At 72.2% G+C, this 18,845-nt stretch carries 18 protein-coding genes and 1 pseudogene; 9 read left to right on the top strand and 10 right to left on the bottom strand.

Going from position 1 to position 18,845, the window contains the following annotated elements; all coding sequences use genetic code 11:
• Positions 1–9: 9 nt before the first annotated feature.
• Positions 10–687: an AIM24 family protein gene (locus tag ABZ818_RS04515; protein WP_361410691.1), complete on the bottom strand. Its 678-nt coding sequence runs from the start codon at positions 685–687 to the stop codon at positions 10–12.
• Between the two features lie 38 nt (positions 688–725).
• Positions 726–1,958, bottom strand: a complete 1,233-nt coding sequence (locus ABZ818_RS04510; protein WP_361410688.1) for a serine hydrolase domain-containing protein — start codon at positions 1,956–1,958, stop codon at positions 726–728.
• 311 nt (positions 1,959–2,269) lie between these two features.
• Here ABZ818_RS04510 and ABZ818_RS04505 point away from each other — a divergent pair, with 311 nt between their 5' ends.
• Positions 2,270–4,066, top strand: a complete 1,797-nt coding sequence (locus tag ABZ818_RS04505; protein WP_361410686.1) for a M4 family metallopeptidase — start codon at positions 2,270–2,272, stop codon at positions 4,064–4,066.
• A 73-nt stretch (positions 4,067–4,139) separates the two neighbouring features.
• Here ABZ818_RS04505 and ABZ818_RS04500 read toward each other — a convergent pair whose 3' ends face one another.
• Genes ABZ818_RS04500 through ABZ818_RS04490 form a run of 3 tightly spaced genes read right to left on the bottom strand, consistent with a single transcriptional unit; the run spans position 4,140 to position 7,659 of the window.
• On the bottom strand, positions 4,140–4,490 hold the full coding sequence (locus ABZ818_RS04500) for a UBP-type zinc finger domain-containing protein (protein WP_361410683.1): 351 nt from the start codon (positions 4,488–4,490) through the stop codon (positions 4,140–4,142).
• On the bottom strand, positions 4,487–5,986 hold the full coding sequence (locus tag ABZ818_RS04495; RefSeq protein ID WP_361410680.1) for an ATP-binding protein: 1,500 nt from the start codon (positions 5,984–5,986) through the stop codon (positions 4,487–4,489). Before ABZ818_RS04495 ends, ABZ818_RS04500 begins: the two co-directional genes overlap by 4 nt.
• Complete coding sequence (locus ABZ818_RS04490) at positions 5,983–7,659, bottom strand: FAD-dependent oxidoreductase (protein ID WP_361410677.1); 1,677 nt, start codon at positions 7,657–7,659, stop codon at positions 5,983–5,985. Before ABZ818_RS04490 ends, ABZ818_RS04495 begins: the two co-directional genes overlap by 4 nt.
• Positions 7,660–7,860: 201 nt before the next feature.
• Between ABZ818_RS04490 and ABZ818_RS04485 the strand changes: the two genes are divergently transcribed.
• Positions 7,861–8,733 carry a universal stress protein gene (locus ABZ818_RS04485; protein ID WP_361410674.1) on the top strand — a complete coding sequence of 291 codons (873 nt, stop codon included), beginning with the start codon at positions 7,861–7,863 and terminating at the stop codon, positions 8,731–8,733.
• Position 8,734: 1 nt separating this feature from the next.
• Here the strand turns inward: ABZ818_RS04485 and ABZ818_RS04480 are convergent, their stop codons facing one another.
• Together ABZ818_RS04480 and ABZ818_RS04475 are read right to left on the bottom strand one after the other, a co-directional pair.
• Positions 8,735–9,994 (bottom strand): DUF4032 domain-containing protein, encoded by a 1,260-nt coding sequence (locus tag ABZ818_RS04480; protein ID WP_361410671.1) that lies wholly within the window; start codon positions 9,992–9,994, stop codon positions 8,735–8,737.
• Between the two features lie 10 nt (positions 9,995–10,004).
• Positions 10,005–10,751, bottom strand: a complete 747-nt coding sequence (locus tag ABZ818_RS04475) for an MBL fold metallo-hydrolase (RefSeq protein WP_361410669.1) — start codon at positions 10,749–10,751, stop codon at positions 10,005–10,007.
• A 137-nt stretch (positions 10,752–10,888) separates the two neighbouring features.
• Between ABZ818_RS04475 and ABZ818_RS04470 the strand changes: the two genes are divergently transcribed.
• The 3 genes from ABZ818_RS04470 to ABZ818_RS04460 all read left to right on the top strand — a co-directional run bounded on the left by ABZ818_RS04470 (position 10,889) and on the right by ABZ818_RS04460 (position 13,217).
• The gene (locus ABZ818_RS04470) at positions 10,889–11,416 is read left to right on the top strand and encodes a LytR C-terminal domain-containing protein (protein WP_361410666.1); all 528 of its coding nucleotides are present in this window, start codon (positions 10,889–10,891) and stop codon (positions 11,414–11,416) included.
• Positions 11,417–11,472: 56 nt separating this feature from the next.
• Complete coding sequence (locus ABZ818_RS04465; protein ID WP_361410663.1) at positions 11,473–12,837, top strand: hypothetical protein; 1,365 nt, start codon at positions 11,473–11,475, stop codon at positions 12,835–12,837.
• A gap of 113 nt (positions 12,838–12,950) precedes the next feature.
• Positions 12,951–13,217, top strand: coding sequence for a hypothetical protein (locus ABZ818_RS04460; protein ID WP_361410660.1), 267 nt, complete (start codon positions 12,951–12,953; stop codon positions 13,215–13,217).
• Positions 13,218–13,287: 70 nt separating this feature from the next.
• On the opposite strand, the gene ABZ818_RS04455 is transcribed toward ABZ818_RS04460, so the two are convergent.
• The gene (locus ABZ818_RS04455) at positions 13,288–13,740 is read right to left on the bottom strand and encodes a hypothetical protein (protein ID WP_361410657.1); all 453 of its coding nucleotides are present in this window, start codon (positions 13,738–13,740) and stop codon (positions 13,288–13,290) included.
• A 315-nt stretch (positions 13,741–14,055) separates the two neighbouring features.
• Between ABZ818_RS04455 and ABZ818_RS04450 the strand changes: the two genes are divergently transcribed.
• The 4 genes from ABZ818_RS04450 to ABZ818_RS04435 all read left to right on the top strand — a co-directional run bounded on the left by ABZ818_RS04450 (position 14,056) and on the right by ABZ818_RS04435 (position 17,031).
• Positions 14,056–14,706, top strand: a complete 651-nt coding sequence (locus tag ABZ818_RS04450; protein ID WP_361410654.1) for a class I SAM-dependent methyltransferase — start codon at positions 14,056–14,058, stop codon at positions 14,704–14,706.
• Between the two features lie 81 nt (positions 14,707–14,787).
• On the top strand, positions 14,788–15,342 hold the full coding sequence (locus ABZ818_RS04445) for a YciI family protein (RefSeq protein WP_361410652.1): 555 nt from the start codon (positions 14,788–14,790) through the stop codon (positions 15,340–15,342).
• Positions 15,343–15,472: 130 nt separating this feature from the next.
• Positions 15,473–16,429 carry an LLM class F420-dependent oxidoreductase gene (locus ABZ818_RS04440; RefSeq protein ID WP_361410649.1) on the top strand — a complete coding sequence of 319 codons (957 nt, stop codon included), beginning with the start codon at positions 15,473–15,475 and terminating at the stop codon, positions 16,427–16,429.
• A gap of 77 nt (positions 16,430–16,506) precedes the next feature.
• Positions 16,507–17,031 (top strand): isochorismatase family cysteine hydrolase, encoded by a 525-nt coding sequence (locus ABZ818_RS04435; RefSeq protein ID WP_361411170.1) that lies wholly within the window; start codon positions 16,507–16,509, stop codon positions 17,029–17,031.
• A gap of 22 nt (positions 17,032–17,053) precedes the next feature.
• On the opposite strand, the gene ABZ818_RS04430 is transcribed toward ABZ818_RS04435, so the two are convergent.
• Positions 17,054–18,100: a proton-conducting transporter membrane subunit gene (locus ABZ818_RS04430; RefSeq protein WP_361410646.1), complete on the bottom strand. Its 1,047-nt coding sequence runs from the start codon at positions 18,098–18,100 to the stop codon at positions 17,054–17,056.
• A gap of 31 nt (positions 18,101–18,131) precedes the next feature.
• A pseudogene (locus ABZ818_RS04425) lies at positions 18,132–18,443 on the bottom strand (proton-conducting transporter membrane subunit); the annotation flags it as partial.
• Positions 18,444–18,845 lie beyond the last annotated feature (402 nt).

Here is an 18,845-nt window from a genome sequence, read left to right as displayed (position 1 = left end):
CCGGCTTCTTCAGTGCTGCTGCGGCCGGTGCGGCGTCGCCTCGCTCGGCCGGACGACGACGACCCCCTCGCCCTCCAGCATCAGCTGCACCGCCTCGCCCGACCCGCCGCGCAGCATCGAGCCGAACGACTGCGAGCGGTGCAGCGACGTCCGGAGGCGGGCGGTCCAGCCGACGACCGCGTTCGTGTCGACGTACACCGGCTGCTGCGGCGTGACCGGTATGACCAGCGGGCTGCCCTCGCACACCAGGCCCAGGAGCCCCTGCCCGGTGAACACGCTGTTGAACAGCCCGCCGCCCGCTATGCCCGAGCCCTTGACCGTCTTGATCTGGTACGACAGCGTCGCGTCGAAGCACAGCACGTTGCGGCCGTTGACGGTGAACTCGTCACCCGGGTCGACCTCGACGACGAAGCAGTTCTGGGCCTCCTGCGCGAACCAGGCCTCGCCGTGCCCGCGCACCGCCATCAGCGGCAGCCCCTCCCCGGTGACCGCGCGCTTGAGCATGCCGCCGACGCCCTGGCCCTTGCGCTCGAACCGCAGATCGCCGCGGTAGGCCACCATCGAGCCCTGGCGGGCGAACATCTCGCCGTCCACCGTGTACTTGACGCACTTGGAGTTCTCGACGGACATGCCCGGCGCGGTCGCGGGGCCCACCACGTACTCACTGGAAAACAGGTCACCCTTCATGCGGGCATCCTGGCCCGGCGACGCCCGTTCCGCCAAGGTCACTGGGCGAGGTCGTACTCCAGGGTCTTACCGGGCAGTCGGGCGGTGCCGCGCTCCTTCGTCCGCTTGCCGCAGAACGCCGACTCCAGTGTGCGCAGCATCGTCCGGTGCACCGCGCCGTTGTTGGAGGTGTTGGCGAGCGCGGCCAGGCTGCGTCTGCCGTCCTTGCTCGTGAACGCGTAGGCGTAGTAGCCCTGCACGGCGCCGGTGTGCCCGTACACCGACACCCCGCAGGACAGGTCGCGGCGGCGCAGCCCGAGCCCGTACGCCTGGGCCGTGCCCGCCGGGATCCACCGCTCCATCTGGTCCAGTTGCGCGGGGGGCAGCAGCCGTCCGCCCAGCAGCGCCGAGAAGAACGTGTTGAGGTCGCGGGTGCTGGAGATGAGCGCGCCGGCGCTCTGCGCCCAGGACACCGTCTGCTCGGTGGCGTCGACCAGGGGCGACTTGGCCTTGTCGGGGGTGAGATAGCCGTGCGCGTACCGGCCGGGGATCTTCATGGCGGGGTGGACGTAGAAGGTGTCGCTCAGGTTCAGCGGCTTGATGATGCGGTTCTCGTACGCGGTGCGCACCGAGTGGCCGGTCAGCTTCTCGATGAGCATGCCGACGACGACGAAGTTGGTGTTGGAGTAGGAGTAGACGGTGCCGGGCGCCTGGGCGCGCGGGTGTTTCAGGGACAGGGCGAGCAACTGGCGGTAGGTGAACACCTTGGTGCGCACGGCCTCGAAGCCGGACACGCTCCTGGCGAACATCTCGTTGCTGTAGTCGTACAGACCGCTGCGGTGGCTGAGCACGTCCCGCACCGTGATCCGGTCGTCGGGCAGCAGTCCCGGCAGGTAGCGGTTGACCGGGTTGTCGAGCCTCACCCGGCCCTCGGCGGCCAGTTGCAGCAGGACGACCGCGGAGAAGCTCTTGGTGACGCTGCCGATGCGGAACCGGTCGGCCGTGTTGATCCAGTCCCCGGTCCCGCGGTCGGCGACTCCCTCCATGGCCTTGTAGACCGTGGGATGGTCGTCGTAGGACGAGCGGTGGTCGTCGATCCGCGCCATGGCGCCCGGCGCGCCCTGCTTCAGCGCCGTGCGCAGGAGGGTGCCGAGTGCCGCCGTGTCCGGTGCGGGCAGCGCGTCCGGTGCCGCCGTCCCGGGCCGGTGGCCCGCCGCGTGCGCCGGTCCCGCCAGCAGGGCCAGCACCAGCGATCCGAGTACCGCACCGCTGCCCACCGTTCGTGAGGCCATACGCTCTTCTCCCGTCTCCGTCCGCGCGGTGATCCGTGCGAGATCGATCACATTCGGGCAACGCAACCTTCTCCCATCCGGTCACATCTCCACGGACGACACACAGTTGGTCCTTCGCCGATCACTGAGTGGGGTGGATTGGCAAAGGATTGTCCTGTACCGCACGGAATGGATCATTCGTGCTTTACATGCACATGATCCATCCGTGAGAGTTCCGTCCCGGGGGCCCGACCAGCTCCCATGGCGCACGGGTGCCATCCCCCGGCGGCCGGCGATCCGGGCCTCCGCCACGAACGAAGGAACTCCCGAGAGTGCACAGACCCCATATACGCACCGTGGCGCTCGCCGTCGCGGTGGCGACGGCCGTCACGGGCCTGGCCGGCCCGGCGCTGGCCGCCCCCGCCGGGGGGCGGGACCACACCGTGTCGTCCGCCGGCGCCTCCACCGCCTCGGTGGTGGCCGCCGCCGACGCCGCGGCCTTCGCCCACGCGTCGGCGACCGGCGTCACCCGGGGGGACGAACTGCGGGCGCAGGACGTGCTGTTCGACCCCGAGGGCGCGCGCCACGTCCGGTTCATACGCACCCACCGGGGACTGCCGGTCCTCGGCGGCGACCTCGTCGTCCACCTCGACCGGCAGCTGAGGTACACCGGCGTCACCCGGGCCGCCGGCCACACCGTCCGGCCCACCGCCACCCGGGCCGCGCTGACCCCGCGACAGGCGGCGGCCAGGGCCGCCTCGGCCGCCCACGGCGAGGCGGGCACCGCGCGGCTCGTCGTGGACGCCCGCGGCGGAGCCTCCGCCCTCGCCTACGAGGTGCGGGTCACCTCCCCCGCGACCACCGAGAGCGGCGGCTCCCGGACCGTCGTCGTCGACGCCGTCACCGGCGCGGTGCGCAGCGACACGCCCGACCGGGACGAGTTCCTCTCGCCCAGGCTGGTCGAGACCCTGCGCAGGCGCGGCGAGACGCTCGACCCGGCCACCGGCAGCGTCCCGCCGGCCGCCGCCCTCGCCGCGACGCCGTCGGCCGTGGCCACCGGCTACCCGCGGACCGCGACGGGCACCGGTTCCTCCCTGTTCGTGGGCGAGGTCTCCCTGACCACCACCCAGACGGCGAGCAAGAGCTTCCTGCTGAAGGACCCCAGCCGGTACGGCACGGAGACCCGGGACGCCAAGAACAAGCCGCTGGAGAACTTCGCGCGGGGTACGAAGCTCACCAGCACCACCAACAAGTGGGGCAACGGCGCCGTCTCCAGCCGCGCCAGCGCCGCCGTGGACGCGCAGTACGGCATCACCAGGACCCTGGACTTCTACAAGAAGTCCTTCGGGCGCAAGGGCATCAAGAACAACAGCAAGGGTGCCCAGGCCATGGTCCACTTCGGCAACAAGGTCGGCAACGCGTTCTGGGACCCGGCGTGCACCTGCATGCTGTACGGCGACGGCGACGGCCTGATGTTCAAGAAGCCGCTCGTCGCCCTCGACGTCACCGGCCACGAACTCACCCACGGGGTCGTCGACGCCACCGCCGGACTGGAACCCACCTTCGTGGACTACGCCGGCAACCAGTACGGCGAGCCCGGGTCGCTGAACGAGTCACTGGCCGACATCTTCGGCTCCGGCGTCGAGTTCCACGCCAACAACCCGAAGAACCCGCCGAACTACCTGATCGGCGAGAAGCTGGGCCTGGCGCAGAAGTTCCTGCGCCGGCTCGACCGGCCGTCCCTGGACAGGCTCGAGGGTGCGATCGACTACTGGTCGCCCGAGGTGTACTTCACTGAGGTGCACGCCGGTTCCGGCGTCTCCTCGCACGCGTACTACCTGCTCGCCGAGGGCAGCGGCAGCAAGCAGATCGGCGCCGTCACCTACAACTCGCCCACCTACGACGGACTGCCGGTCAAGGGCATCGGCCGCACCAAGGCCACGGCCGTGTTCTACCGGGCGCTCACCCGCTACATGGTCTCCACGACCGACTTCCACGACGCGCGCGTCGCGACGCTGAAGGCGGCCAAGGACCTCTACGGCGCGACCGGCACCGAGTACAAGGCAGTGGACCGGGCCTGGGCCGCGGTCAACGTCACCGCCGCCAACACCCCGGCCGCCGGCCGCTGACAGACCGTCCGGACACGGTGACCCGGATGCCCCGCCCCGGCGGGGCATCCGCACGTACGGCAGGGGGCGCGGCTCAGCGCAGGGTGTCCGCCCAGTTCGCCGGGACGCGTCCCTCCGGGCCCGGGGCGGGCTGGTTCGCCGGGTGGCTCTCGGGCGGCGCGAGTTCGGGTCCGGACTCGTAGAACTCGTTCGTGTCGTAGTTCCAGAACCAGCCCTCGCCGGGCTCGTAGCTGCGGATCACCGGGTGACCGGTGGCCCGGTGGTGGGCGGTGGCGTGCTTGCCGGGGGAGTCGTCGCAGCAGCCGATGTGGCCGCAGCGGGCGCAGCGCCGCAGATGGAACCACCAGCCGCCGGCTGTGTCGCACTCGGCGCAGCCGGTGCCGCTGGGCGGCACGCTGGGGTCGATTCCGGTGTCACGGGTCATGTCGGCTCCTCGGATGTCGGGTGGTCCTCGGCGGTGAGCGGCGATCCGGCCGCCATTTCGTCGTCTTCCCCGGCGCTCAGCGGCAGCAGCACCTGGAACCGGGTGTCGCCGGGCACCGAGTCCACACGGAGGGCGCCGTGGTGCTTGTTGACGACGATCCGCCAGGAGATGTCCAGCCCGAGGCCGGTGCCCTGGCCGACCGGCTTGGTGGTGAAGAACGGGTCGAAGATGCGGTCCCGGATCTCCGGCGGCACCCCCGGCCCGGTGTCCCGGAACTCGACCAGCAGCCGGTCGTCGTGGAGCGCGGTCCGCACGGTCAGCGTGCCCTCGCCGCCCGCGCCGTCCATGGCGGACACCGCGTTGTCGATCAGATTGGTCCACACCTGGTTGAGTTCGGCCGGGTAGGCGGGGACCCGCGGCAGCGTACGGTCGTACTCCTTGACGACCTCGATACGCGGACCGATCTTGCCCGACAGCATCAGCAGGGTGCTGTCGAGGAGTTCGTGCACATCGGCGACCTGGTAGGGGGCACGGTCCAGCTGGGAGTACTGCTTGGCGGCGTCCACGAGACGGGAGATCCGGGTGGTGGAGTCCGCGATCTCGTCCATCAGCAGCTCCGTCTCCACTGTGTAGTTGAGCCACCCCACGGCACCCGGCAGGATCTCCTCGTCGACGGCCGCCGCGACCTGCTCCAGCCAGTCGACGTCCAGCCCCGCCTGCACGAAGGTGGGCGCCAACTGCGTGCCCAGCTCGATACCGTGGTCCTCCAGCCAGTCGGTGAGGGCGTCCTCGCGGTCGGCCGCCTGGAGCGGGCTGAGGTCCGGGGCCTTGGCGACCCGCTCGGCCGTACGCTCCTGGATCTCCATGAGGCTGGTCAACTGGTCCCGGGAGAACGGACCTTCGGCGATCAAGGCGAGCTTGCGCCGCATCTTGGCCACCCGCTCCCGCAGCGTCGCGGTGGCCCGGACGGCCGCCGCCGCGGGGTTGTTGAGCTCATGGGTCAGTCCGGCGGACAGCGAGCCGAGTGCCAGCAGCCGCTCACGCTGCCCGACGGCCGCCTGGATGCTCTTGGACCCGAAGAACAGCCCCTCGAGCAGGTGCACCGCCATCGGGAACCATTCCCGCATGATGTCCGCGAACACGTCGGCGGGCAGCACGAAGAACCGCGTCGGCTCCGTGACCCGCATCGAGTTGATGTAGACCTGCCGCAGCCGGTCCCCGAGGTAGGCCTGCATGGCGCCCGAGTACACCCCGCGCTGCGAGGTCCGGATGACCTCCACGTCGTCTCCGCCGACCCGGCGGGAGAGCACCACCGTGCCCTCGATCATCACGTAGAAGCAGGTGGCCGGCTCGCCCTCGGTGTACACCGGGCCGGCGTCGAACATCTCCACCCGCCCCTCGGCGCACAGCCGGCCCATCTGCTCGGGCCGGAGCTTCTCGAACAGGAACAGCGAGCCGATCTCACCGGGGCTGCACGGCATCCGCCGGCCGCTCACGACTGCTCCAGGTAACGGTGGACGAGCAACACGGCCATGGCTCCCTCTCCGACGGCGGACGCGACCCGCTTGGCGGACTCCGCCCGCGCGTCACCGGCGACGAACACGCCGGGCACGTTGGTCTCCAGGTGGTACGGCGGCCGGTCCAGCTCCCACCCCGGGGGCGGCCGGCCATCGGCGGTGAGGTCGGGCCCGGACAGGATGAACCCGCGCCCGTCGCGCAGCACCGTGCCGCCCAGCCAGTCGGTCCGCGGCGCCGCGCCGATGAACACGAACATCCACTGCGTGTCGACGAGTTCGGTCTCCCCGGTGGCCGTGTCGCGCAGGGCCAGCTTCTCCAGGTGGCCCGAGCCGTGCGCGGCGTCCACGACGGTGCCCGTGCGCACCGTGATGTTGGGGGCCTCTTCGATCTGCTGGATCAGGTAGTACGACATCGACGCCGCCAGCGACGCCCCGCGCACCAGCAGGGTCACCGACTTCGCGCCCCGGGACAGGTACATCGCGGCCTGCCCCGCGGAGTTGGCGCCGCCGACGATGTAGATGTCCTGCCCCTGGCAGGAGGGCGCCTCGGTCAGCGCCGAGCCGTAGAACACCCCGCAGCCGGTCAGCTCCTCCACGCCGGGCGCCGGAAGCTGCCGGTAGGACACGCCCGTCGCCAGGATCACGCTGTGCGCGGCGACCGCCGAACCGTCGGAGAACCGCACGATCCGCGCCGCCCCGCAGATCTCCAGGCCGGTCACCTCGCGCGCGGTCAGGATCTCCGCGCCGAACCTCGTCGCCTGCCGGCGGGCCCGGTCGGTGAGCTGGGCGCCGGAGACGCCGTTCGGGAACCCGAGGTAGTTCTCGATCCGGGAGCTCTGCCCCGCCTGCCCGCCGGTCGCCGAGCGCTCCACGAGCACCGTCCGCAGCCCCTCGGAGGCCCCGTAGACGGCCGCGCCGAGCCCGGCCGGGCCGCCGCCGACCACCACCAGGTCGTAGAAGTCGGCCGCCGGTGTCGTCGCGAGCCCCACGTGGGCCGCGAGCTCGGCCGGCTCCGGTTCGAGCAGCGGGGTGCCGTCCGGGGTGACCACCAGCGGCAGCCGCTGACCGTCCTGCCCGGCCGCGGCCAGCAGCCGCCTGCCCTCCGGTTCGTCCGAGGAGTACCAGCGATACGGCACCTGATTGCGGGCCAGGAACTCCCGCACCTGGGAGGACCGAGCCGACCAGCGGTGCCCGACCACCTTCGTGCTCGGCACCGGTCGGTAGTCGCCGGCCCGCCAGACCTGGAGCAGGTCGTCCAGGACCGGGTACAGCTTCTCCTCGGGCGGGTCCCAGGGCTTGAGCAGGTAGTGGTCGAGGTCGACGACGTTGATCGCGTCGATCGCCGCGTCGGTGTCCGCGTACGCGGTCAGCAGAACCCGCCGGGCGCCCGGGTGGATGTCCAGGGCGCGCTCGAGGAACTCGATGCCGTTCATCCGCGGCATGCGGAAGTCGGCCAGGATGACCGCGACGGGGTCGCCGCGCAGCTTCAGCTCGCGCAGCGCGTCCAGTGCGGACTCGCCGGACTCGGCGCGCACGATCCGGTACGACCCGCCGTAGCGCCGCCTGAGGTCCCGGGCGACGGCGCGGGAGACCCCCGGATCGTCGTCCACGGTCATGATGACGGTCCGGGCCTGCTCCACGGCCTGTGTCATCCGGCTGTCACCCCGTGTGCTCGGATCGGCTGCCCGCTGCGCGCCCCCGTCGTCACCACGCCGGCTCCTGCCCATCGTATGTGCGGCCGTCCCGCTTCGCCCGGGTACTCGGCAGGCGATCGCCCGGCCGCCCGCTCCGGTGATCGGCCGGTAGGGGAGACTGGCACCGAGAACGGCTCACCACACAGGGAGGCACACGGCATGACGCGCCCGATCACGGCAGGGGTGGACGGATCGGAGGAGAGCCTCGCCGCACTGGCGTGGGCCGCCCGGGAGGCCGAGCGCCGCGGGCTGCCGCTGCGCCTGGTGCGGGCCTGGCACCACGAGGTGCACGACGCCTTCGACGCGGGCGACCGGGACACCCAGCGCCAGTGGGTGCGCGAGTCGGTCGCCGGGGCCGCCCGGACCGTCACCGAGCGCCACCCGGGCCTGACCGTGACCGCCGACGCCGTGGAGGACGACGCCGTGCCGGCCCTGCTCGGCGCCGCGGCGGAGTCGGAGGCGCTGGTGCTCGGCTCGCGCGGACGGGGCGCCCTCGTCGGGTTCCTGGTCGGTTCCGTCGGCCAGCAGGTGATCGCCGGGACCGAACGGCCCGTCGTCCTGGTGCGCACAGGGGACCGGCCGGCCGCCGAGGCCGCGGGCCGGGAGGTCGTCGTGGGCCAGCAGGGCGCCCCTGAGGACAGCGCCGCGGCCCTGGCGTTCGCGTTCGAGACCGCCGCCGCGCGCGGCGCCGGGGTGCGGGCGGTACGCGCCTGGACGCTGCCGCCGGTGTTCGCCTACAGCCCCGGCTCGCTCAAGCTGCTCGACGAGGCCGGCGGCCTGGAACCGTACGAGCGGAAGGCGCTGGCCGCGGCGCTCCAGCCGTGGCGGGAGCGCTTCCCGGACGTCCCCGTCGTCGAGCACGTGGAGATGGGCAGCGCGGGCCAGGTGCTGCTGGCCGCGGCCGAGCACGCCCAGCTGCTGGTCGTGGGGCGCCGGGCGCGCCGCACCGCGGTGGGCGCGCGGATCGGCTCCGTCGCGAGCGGGATGCTGCACCATGCCGGCTGCCCGGTGGCCGTCGTCCCGCACCCGTGAGTCACCCGGGCGTCGTGTCCGGCGTCCGGCGTGCCCGGGGCAGGACGTTCCTGACGTAGTCCTGCACCGCGGTGTCGAGGCCGATGTCGTGCTGCGCCCGCTCGGACAGGTACCAGCGGTGCTCCAGCAGCTCGTGGTACAGCTCGGCCGGGTCCATGGTGCCGCGCAGCTCGCCCGGCACCGCCCGCACGGTGGGACGGAACACCTCCCGCACCCAGCGGTGCGCCAGCACCTCCGGACGGGCGGCGAGCGAATGCCCGCCGCCCGGCCCCGGTTGGGTGCCGCCCGGCGCGTAGTCGTCCTGGGTGGCCATCCAGCTCTCCAGGTCGGTCAGCAACCGTCGCGCCTGGTTCTCCTCGGTGTCCAGGCCGGTCAGGCGCAGCAACTGCCGCTGGTGGTGGCCTGCGTCGACGACCTTGGGCACGAAGGTGACCGTGTCGCCGGTGGTGGAGCTCTCGATCTGCATCTCGGCCACGTCGAAGCCGAGGTCGTTGAGCCGTCTGATCCGGCGCTCGATGTAGTGGTACTTGCCCGCCGGGTAGACCGAGGTGCGGGTCAGCTCCTGCCACAGGCCGCGGTAGCGGGCGCAGATCTCGGTGCCGAACTCGACCGGGTCCACCGAGGGGTGCAGCGCCCCGGAGGCCTCCAGGTCCAGCAGCTCGCCGCTGATGTTGACGCGGGCCAGGTCGAGGTCGTACTCCCGCTGTCCGGGGCTCAGCCGCCGGTGCAGCTCGCCGGTCTCGGCGTCCACCAGGTAGGCGGCGTACGCGCCGGCGTCGCGCCGGAACAGCGTGTTGGACAGCGAGCAGTCGCCCCAGGCGAACCCGGCCAGGTGCAGCCGCACCAGCAGGACGGCCAGGGCGTCCATCAGGCGGTGCATGGTGGCCGGGCGCAGGGTGGTCTCGAACATCGAGCGGTACGGCATCGACCCGCCCAGGTGCCGGGTGATCAGCACCGGCTCCAGCGGCTCGCCCGCGTGGTCGGTGCGGCCGGTGACCACGGCCAGCGCGTCCACCGCGGGGATGCCGAGCCGGTCCAGGTCGCGCAGCAGCTCGTACTCGCGCAGCGCCGGGCGTTCGGCGAGTTCCTTGACGGCGACCACCTCGTCGCCGGCGCGGGCGTAGCGCACCACGTGCCGGGAGATGCCGCGCGGCAGCGGCACCAGGTACTCCTCGGGCCACTCCTCCAGTGGTGTCCGCCACGGCAGTTCGAGCAGGAGCGCGGGGTGCTCCGGGTTGGTGGCGCTGATCTGCAGACCCATGGCACGAACCCTAAAGGGCGCGTTCCCGCGCTTGCAGCGCCGCCTGCCGCACCGGACCGCGGAGCACGGGGCCGTGGCCGGGCAGCAGCAGGTCTCCATCGAGGCGTTCGAGCCTGCCCAACGAGGCCAGAGCCTGGGCGCGTTGGTGGTGGAACATGTCGGGCAGCAGCTGCGGGCCGGTCAGGCGTGAGGTGGGGTGGCCGCTCACCAGGGCGTCGCCGGAGACCAGCACGCCGGTGTCGGGGAGGTGGAACACGGTGTGGCCCCGGGTGTGGCCCGGCGTGTGCACGGGCACGGGGCGCCCCGGCAGGTCCAGCGGGCCGGCGGCAGGGAACGGCTCGGGCGCGGCGACCGGGACGTGCGCGGTGCCGCCGAGGCGCAGCGCGTGCACCGCCCAGGGCAGCACACCGGGCCGCCAGCCGTTGCGCAGCACCTGCCCGACGGTCACCTGGTGCAGGAACTCCCGCCGTGCGTGCGGCAGTTCGGTCTCGTGCAGATGCACCGGGGTGCCGTAGGCGCGGCGCAGGTACTCGGCGTTGCCCAGGTGGTCGTTGTGCGCGTGGGTGATCAGTACGGCCGCCACCGCCTGGGGCGAACTCCCCACCGCCGTCAGCGAGTCGAGCAGCTGCTGCCGGTCGCCGGGGTAGCCGGTGTCGATCAGTGTGACGGCGTCGCCCTCGGTCAGGATCACCCAGTTCGTGTTGCCGCCGTGCACCAGATAGGTGCCGTCGGCGACCTGCTGCACGTCCGCGCGCATCGCTCTCCTCGCCTCCCGGGCGGCTGTCCGACGGGGCAGCCCACCAGATGCGTCCCAGGGTAGATCGAAGAGCGGACGCGCACAGTTTGTCGGTGCCGTGTACTTGACATTCGCTCACTTGTGCGACTCTGCAACTCTTGGCCGCGCTTCTTCGTCTCGCGGGTGGAAGAGGGGCCCCGTCGTCGGCTGCTACCGCGGCGGGTACGGCCCCGGCTGCGCCCGCCATCGTCGACATACGCAACGGAAGCGGCGCCCCGGGCGAGGCCTCCGCCGCGCTGTCCTACCTGGTCGAGCTCGGCTACACGGCCGGTGCAACCGGCAACGCGGCCGCGCAGCCCGCCACCACCGTCGTCTACGGCCCCAGTGCTCAGCAGGCGGCGCAGCGGATCGCCGGTCGGTTCAACGCCGCTGCCCCGGCTGCCAGTTCGGCCGTGCCCGCCGGCCATGTCGTGGTCACCCTGGGCGAGAACTACGCGCTGCCCAGCCGGCAGGCGTCGTCACCTGCCGCCACGGAGTCGAACTCGTCGTCGCCCGCCGACTCGGGCCCCGCTGCGAAGGCGGCGGGGTGCTGTGCGTCAACTGAGTCGCTGACACTCCCGTCGAACTCGGCCTGGGTGCAGCACCGTCTGGCATACTTTCCTTATTGCGCAAGTGAAAGAGCGTGAGGGTCGACGTTGTTCCGGAGGCGGGGCGGTCACTCCCTCGCAAGGAGGTCTCAGTCATGCCTGTTTCGCCACGGTCTCGCTTCGCCCGGGCCCTCGCCGTCGTGGGCGTGACAGCTCTTGTGGGACTCGCCCCGCCGGCTTTCGCCGCGCCGGCGGCCGCGGACGCCGGCACGGGGGTCGTGGCGGAAGCCTTCAAGAAGGGTCCGGTGTACGTCGACCCGCGAGCCGCGGGGCAGTTGCCGAAGTCCGTGGCCGACAAGCTCGCGGCGAAGATCGAGGCCGCGGACAAACCGGTCTTCGTGGCGGTACTGCCCCGGTCCTCCGACTACCCGCAGGCGTCCCTGATGGCGGACCTGCGCTCACTCACCGGCATCAGCGGGGTGTACGCCGTGCGCCTGGGCGAGTTGTTCAACGCCAAGGCGGACCATCAGGTGATGTCGCAGAGCGCCGTCGACAACCTGCGCGGAGCGGTGCAGCGCTCCTACGCCTCGGACGCGGAGGCGCAGTTGAACGCGTTCGTCGACCAGGCCGTCAAGCAGACGAAGGGGCACGCCCCTGCGTCCTGGCAGGACAGTGGTGAGGGCGGCTCCGGCGGCGGGCTGATGGTCGGCGGCCTGCTCGCGGCCGGGGCGGCCGGGGGCGGATATGCGCTGTACCGGCGGGCGAAGAAGCGGCGGGAGGCCGAGCAAAGGGAGTTGGAGGCGCTGCGGGTGGTGGTGGACGAGGACATCACCGCCTTCGGCGAGGAACTGGACCGACTGGCCTTCTCCCCGTCCGAGTCAGGGGCCACCGACGAGATGCGCAACGACTACTCCCACGCCCTCGACGCCTATGAACTGGCCAAACAGCAGATGGCCGCTGCGGCCAAGCCTCAGGACGTGCAGCCGGTGACCGCTACGCTGGCCGACGGGCGCTTCGCCCTGGCCACCCTGGCCGCCCGCCGCAATGGAACGCCGCTGCCCGAGCGCCGTGTGCCCTGCTTCTTCGACCCCCGTCACGGCCCCTCGGTCGAAGATGTGAACTGGAGCCCGCCCGGCGGCGTGCCGCGGATGGTCCCCGCCTGCGCGGAGGACGCCGCACGGGTCATTCAGGGTGGGCAGCCGATGACGCGGATGGTCGACACCGGCCAGGGCGCCCAGCCGTACTGGAACGCCGGCCCGGCGTACGCGCCGTGGGCGGGCGGCTACTTCGGCGGCGCGGGCGCGGTGGTCGGCGGCCTGCTCGCCGGCACGCTGCTGGGCAGCCTGCTCAGCGCGCCGTCCGCCTTCGCAGGCTCCGGCGATGGCGTCTCGTCCGGCCCCGATCTGCCGGACGGCGGCGAGTTCTCCGGTGCGGACTTCCGAGCCTCCGACTTCGCGGGCGGATTCGACGGGGGTGTCGGGTCGGACGGCGGGGGCGACTTCGGCGGCGACTGGGGGTGATTACGCCGGGTGGTGGCTGGACCACTCGCTCCGTGCGCCGAGGTGCCCTCGGGGGCAGGCAATCAATTGCCCGACAGGGCAACAAGGATGAGAGAGCTGGGAGGGGCAGAGCCGTGCCGGACACGACCACGGCCGAGGGTCTGCTGGAAGAACTGGCCAGAGGATGTCCACTGCCGTCGGAAGAGCAGGTCCGGGTCACCTACCGGCCGGTCGAGGTGTGTGATGGGACCGGCTGGACCTGGCCGGGCGCCGTCACCGGATGGTGGATCAGCCCTGAGGGGGACACCCTGTGCCGGCTGAGGCTGTCGGGGTGCGCCTCTTCACGCTGGGTGGTCTTCGACTCCGACCGGATCGCCCTGCTGGTCCAGGGCGGCACGTGACACCTTCGTCCCTGACAGGCAGCGGGTTCCGGCATCGATTTTGCCGGTTGACACCGGTGGGTGGCCGTGGTCAGTCCCGCAGGCGGACGGCAGCAGCTTCGGTCAGCAACCGGGCCAGGTCTGCGGGCAGGCCGAGGTGGCGTACGAGCCAGGTGGCGTCATAGCCGCGGGCGGCGAACGCCCACGCGGTGTAAAGGTGGTTGAGGGAAGGCGCACTCGGCCCCAAGAGACGGGGGCGGACCGCTTCCATGGGGAAGCCCTCCAAGGTGCGGGAGGTGAACGACGACTCGTCCATCACCTCCAGAACGCGGCGCCGCGCTCGCCGAGTGGCCTTGCGATCCGCGCGCAGCACCGCGGCGAGCAGGACGAACGCCGTGACGGCTGCTCCCAGCAGGGCACCGCTGACGACCGGACGGTACGCCGCCGGGGCGGTGGCCAGGACGGTCATCTCCAGCGCGGTGAGTGTGAGCACGCCGAGGACGGCGGTGCCGGCGCCGTTGCGCGGGTGCGGCAGGGTCTTCATCACCAACTGTCCTTGCCTCTTTCCGTGTTCCATCGTCGCGCCGAGGGCTGCTCGTTGTTCCGGCCCCTGATCCGTGGGCGGGCGGCGCTTGAGAGCATGCCGACGGCAGGGCCGGTCCCGCCCGAAATCCCCGTGGGTCGCTGCCGGTGCAGAGCGCGCACCGATGAGGGGAAGGTGATGCAGGCGCGCGGCAGTGCGCTCTGCGGCGCGCTGGAGCGCGGGGGACGGGACGACGACGCGCCTCCTGCTGCCGTCCAGCAGCATAGCCGCATACTTGCGTGATCGTGCAAGTAGAGGGCTCTAGGGTTCTCGCTTGTGACTCAATCCCCCTCGCACCTCGGCACGACGGCCGAGGCCTATGACGCCATCGCCGTCCGTTATGCCGACCTCGCCCGTGACGAGCTCGACGCCCTTCCGCTGGACCGCGCGGTGCTCGCCGCGTTCGCCGAACTCGCCCGGACCACCGGACCCGGGCCCGTCGCCGAGCTGGGATGCGGCCCTGGACGGGTGACCGCGCACCTGCGGAACCTGGGGCTGGAGGTCTTCGGCGTCGACCTGTCGCCGGTGATGATCGACCTCGCCCGCGAGGCCTACCCGGACCTGCGGTTCGAGGTCGGTTCCATGGACGCCCTCGACCTGGCCGACGGCACGCTGCGAGGCATCGTGGCCTGGTATTCGGTCATCCACACCCCGCCGCGGGACATCCCCTCGTACTTCGCCGAGTTCCGGCGGGTGCTCACGCCCGGCGGCCACCTCCTGCTCGGCTTCTTCGAGTCGGAGGGCGGGCCGGTCACGCCGTTCGACCACAAGGTGACCACGGCCTACCGGTGGCCGATCGACGACCTCGCGGACCTGGCCGGCGACGCCGGATTCGCCGAGGTCGGCCGGATGCTGCGCGAGCCCCGCGAAGGGGAGCGGTTCCGCCGGGGCCACCTGCTGATGAGCACGGCCGAGCACCTCGGATGACCGGCGGCGGGCTTGGGCGGGCCCGGTGGCCCGCCAAAGCCGGTTGAGATGCCGCCCCGCCTTGCGGAAGGGTCCGTGGTCATGGACTTCTTCTGCTACCACCGTGACCGGCCCGGCTCCCTGGCGTTGCGCCACGAGAAACTGGAAGAGCACTGGTGCTACATGGACCGGTACGCGAAGGAGATGATCGCCCGCGGCCCGACGTTCGCCGACGACGGTGAGACACCCACCGGCAGCGTGCACATCCTCGACCTTCCGGATCCCGCCGCCGCCCGCGCGTTCGCCTTCGACGAGCCCAACCACCAGGCCGGCGTCTACCGGGACGTACTGCTGCTCCGGTGGCGCAACGCGCTCGGCCGCACGATGTGGGACTTCCCCGGCGGGCGGGACGGCGGCAACCGCTACCTCGTGCTCGGCCTCGGCACGGATCAGGCCGCCGACGCCCCGACCGCACCACCGGACCGGGACGAGCTGATCGCGTACGGACCGCTGCTGTCCGACGACGGAGCCGCCTGGCTGGGCACGGCGGCCCTGGTCCGGGCGCCGGGCCCGGACGCGGCACGAGCCGTCCTGGCCCCGGCCCGGTACGGAGACGTCGAGGTCCACACCTGGCGGTTCGGCGGCCGGCGGTCCTGACCCGGAGAGGAACCGAGCCGACGGCTCGACTGCGCTGATTGTCCCTGCGGCCACGACGTGCGGCCCGCCCCGTTACGGGTACTCGGGAAAGCTGTCGCAGAGCCGCAGGCACGATCTGTCAGGAGCAGTGATGGCTGACTTCGGGTACTTTCTGTCGTCCGAGGAGCACAACCCCGCAGAGCTCGTCGAGCAGGCCAGGATGGCCGAGCAGGCCGGTTTCACTTCCTTGTGGATTTCGGACCACTACCACCCGTGGAACGACCGCCAGGGACAGAGCCCGTTCGTGTGGTCGGTGGTGGGCGCCCTCTCGCAGGCCGTCTCCCTGCCGGTAGAGACGGCGGTGACCTGCCCGCTGGTGCGCACCCATCCCGTCGTGATCGCGCAGGCGGCCGCCACCAGCGCCGTACAGCTCGGCGGCCGGTTCCGGCTGGGGGTCGGCACCGGCGAGGCGCTCAACGAGCACATCCTGGGCGGCCCGTGGCCCGAGGCGTCGGTACGTCTGGAAATGCTGGAGGAGGCGCTCCAGATCATCCGGAAACTGTTCACCGGCGAGCAGACCAGCCATCGCGGCAGGCACTACACCGTGGAGAACGCCCGCCTGTACACCCTGCCCGAGCAGCCGGTGCCCATCGACGTCTCCGCCTTCGGCCCGCAGGCGGCCGAGGCCGCCGCGCGGATCGGGGACGGGCTGATCACGATGGTGCCCGACGCCGCCCTCGTCGAGCGCTTCCGGCGCGGTGGCGGCGGCAGCCACCCGGTGTACGGCGGGCTCAAGGTGTGCTGGGGCACGGACCAGCGGGAGGCGGTCCGCACCGCGCACCGTCTCTGGGCCACCGAACAGCTCCCTGGGGAGCTCGCGCAGATCCTGCCCACCCCGCGCCACTTCGAGCAGGCGTCCCAGCTGGTCACCGAGGACCAGGTGGCGGCCGCCGTACCGTGCGGCGACGATCCGGACGTCCACATCGAGGCGCTGAACGCGTACGTCGATGCCGGATTCGACGCGGTGCACGTCAGCCAGATCGGCAAGGACCAGCAGGGCTTCTTCGACTTCTACCGCACCAAGGTCCTTCCGCGGCTGCGTGACTGACCGGCGGACACGAGGTGGCGGACGCGGTGCCCGGGCCCGGAGACCAGGGGAGGCGGCAGGGCGGATGCGCGCTCATCGTGATCGACATGATCAACACGTACGACCACGAGGACGCCGAGCTGCTCGTCCCCTCCGCCCGCCGGGTGGTTCCCGTCGTGGCGCACCTGATCGGGCGGGCCCGCGCCGCGGACGTGCCGGTGATCTACGCCAATGACAACTTCGGGCTGTGGCGCTCCCACCACGGAGAGCTGGTGGAGACCGCGCTGGCCCGGGCGCACGCCGAACTGGTCGAGCCGATACGGCCCGACGACGACTCGCTGTTCGTGGTCAAGGCCCGCCACTCCGTCTTCCACGAGACGCCCATGTCCTATCTGCTGTGGCAACTGGAGGTCGGGAACGTGGTGTTGTGCGGTCAGGTCACCGAGCAGTGCGTCCTCTACTCCGCCCTGGACGCGCACATCCGCCATCTGTCGGTCACGGTGCCGAGGGACGCCGTCGCGTCCATCCATCCCCATCTCGAGGCGGCCGCCCTGGAGATGATGGAGCGCAACATGGGCGCCAGGATCGTCACGGCCGGCGAAGTGGACTTCAGGGCACCATGACGCCGCCGCGTCCGACACGCGTTCAGGACTGGGCGGCGAGCGCGGCGCACAGCACCGCGATGCCGAGGGCGAGCCAGGCCAGATAGTCGCCGAGGCGTCCCGAATGCAGGCGGCGCAGCGCCCGGACGGCCCGGGCGGCGGGGTGCCGCTCGGACAGCCGCGGCGCGCGCTGGTGGACGGCGGCGACGGCGAGCGCGACGGCGATGCCCGTGGACAGCAGCCCGAGTGCCACGCCGGTGGCGGTCCAGGCGGCGGCCGGTGCGCGGCCGACGGGCGCCGCGCCCTGGTGGGTGAGGACGGCGGCGGCATAGCGGGCGCGGTCAGTGAAGACGGCGGCTCCGGGCGCGAGGGCGGAGCCGATCATGGGTACGCAGCCCAGCGTCGCGGCGAGCGCGAGGAGGGCGGCGGGGACGAGGGTCATGGCCGGCGGCAGGGTGCGCCGCGGGGCCCGGATCTCGGGTTCCTCGCCCTCGCCGGTGGTCTCCTGTTCACCGGGCCGGCTGCGCGGTACGGACCCCGTGCCCCAGAAGACCCGCAGGCCCGCGCGGAGCACGGCGGCGCCGGTGACCGCGGAGGCGGCGACGAACACGGCGGGCAGCCACGGCTGCCAGTGTCCTGCGGCGTCCTCGGTGAGCGCTTTGCCCAGGCCGGTGCCGAACGGCGGCAGCCCGGCCACGGCGAGGGCCCCGGCCGCGAACAGCACACCCGCCGGGCGCAGGGCACGGGCCTTGCCGTGCAGACCGTGCTCGTCGACCGAGCCGTAGCGGTCCAGCAGGACCCCCGTCAGCCCGAACAGCGCCGCCTTGACGCAGCCGTGGGCGGCGACGTACAGCGCGGTTCCGGCCACCCCGTCCGGGGTGAGCAGGGCAACGCCGATGGTGAACAGACCGACGTGGCTGACGGTGGAGAATGCCAGAAGGCGCTTGAGGTGCCGCTGCTGCCAGCACATCACGGCGCCGACCAGCGCGGTGAGCACGCCCAGGGCCACGAAGACCGACCGGAACGCCTGGTGGGAGGCCGCCGGGGCCGGCGAAGACGGTCCAGTACACGCGGGCGATGCCGTAGACACCGAGTTCGACCATGACGCCGGACATCAGCATGCACACCGGGGTGGGGGCGACCGCGTGGGCGTCCGGCAGCCAGAAGTGGAACGGCACCGCCGCGGCCTTCACCAGCAGGGCGGTGGCGACGAGGACGAAGGCGACGACGGTCAGCGTGTCGGTGGGGTGGCCGGCCAGCCGCTCGCCGAGGCGGGCGAGGTTCAGCTCGCCGGTGCGGGCGTAGAGGAGGCCGATGCCGAGCAGGGAGCAGTAGGCGGCGAACGACGTGACGATGCCGAAGGTGAGGGCGCCCTGGAGGGGGCGGGGATCCTCGATGTGGTAGCCGGTCAGCGCGTACGCGGCCGCTCCCATGAGCTCGAAGAAGACGAAGGCGTTGAACAGGTCGCCGGTGAGCGCGAAGCCGGCCATGCCGGCCTCGAACAGCAGGATCAGGGCGGGGAAGATCCCCGCGTGATGGCCCTTCGGCTCGTCGAAGTACCGCCACGAGTAGACGAGGACGGCCAGTACGAGCACGGCGACCAGCAGGGCCAGCCCGACGCCGATCCGGTCGGCGGCGAGGACGATGCCGAGCCGGGCCGACCAGCCGCCCAGGTCCGAGGTGGCGAGCCCGCCGCCGCGCTCCCACAGCAGGGCGAGGCAGACCACCTCGGCGGCCGCGGCCGCGGTCGCCAGGACGTCGCAGCCGAGGCGGGGCAGGGCGCGGCCGGCGACGGCGAGGAGGGTGGAGCCGAGCAGGGGGACGGCCACGGCCAG

Origin of the sequence: Streptomyces sp. NPDC047453, from assembly GCF_040643155.1 — a bacterium.
In the GTDB taxonomy this organism is placed as follows: Bacteria; Actinomycetota; Actinomycetes; order Streptomycetales; family Streptomycetaceae; genus Streptomyces.
This window is presented reverse-complemented; position numbering and strand designations above follow the sequence as displayed.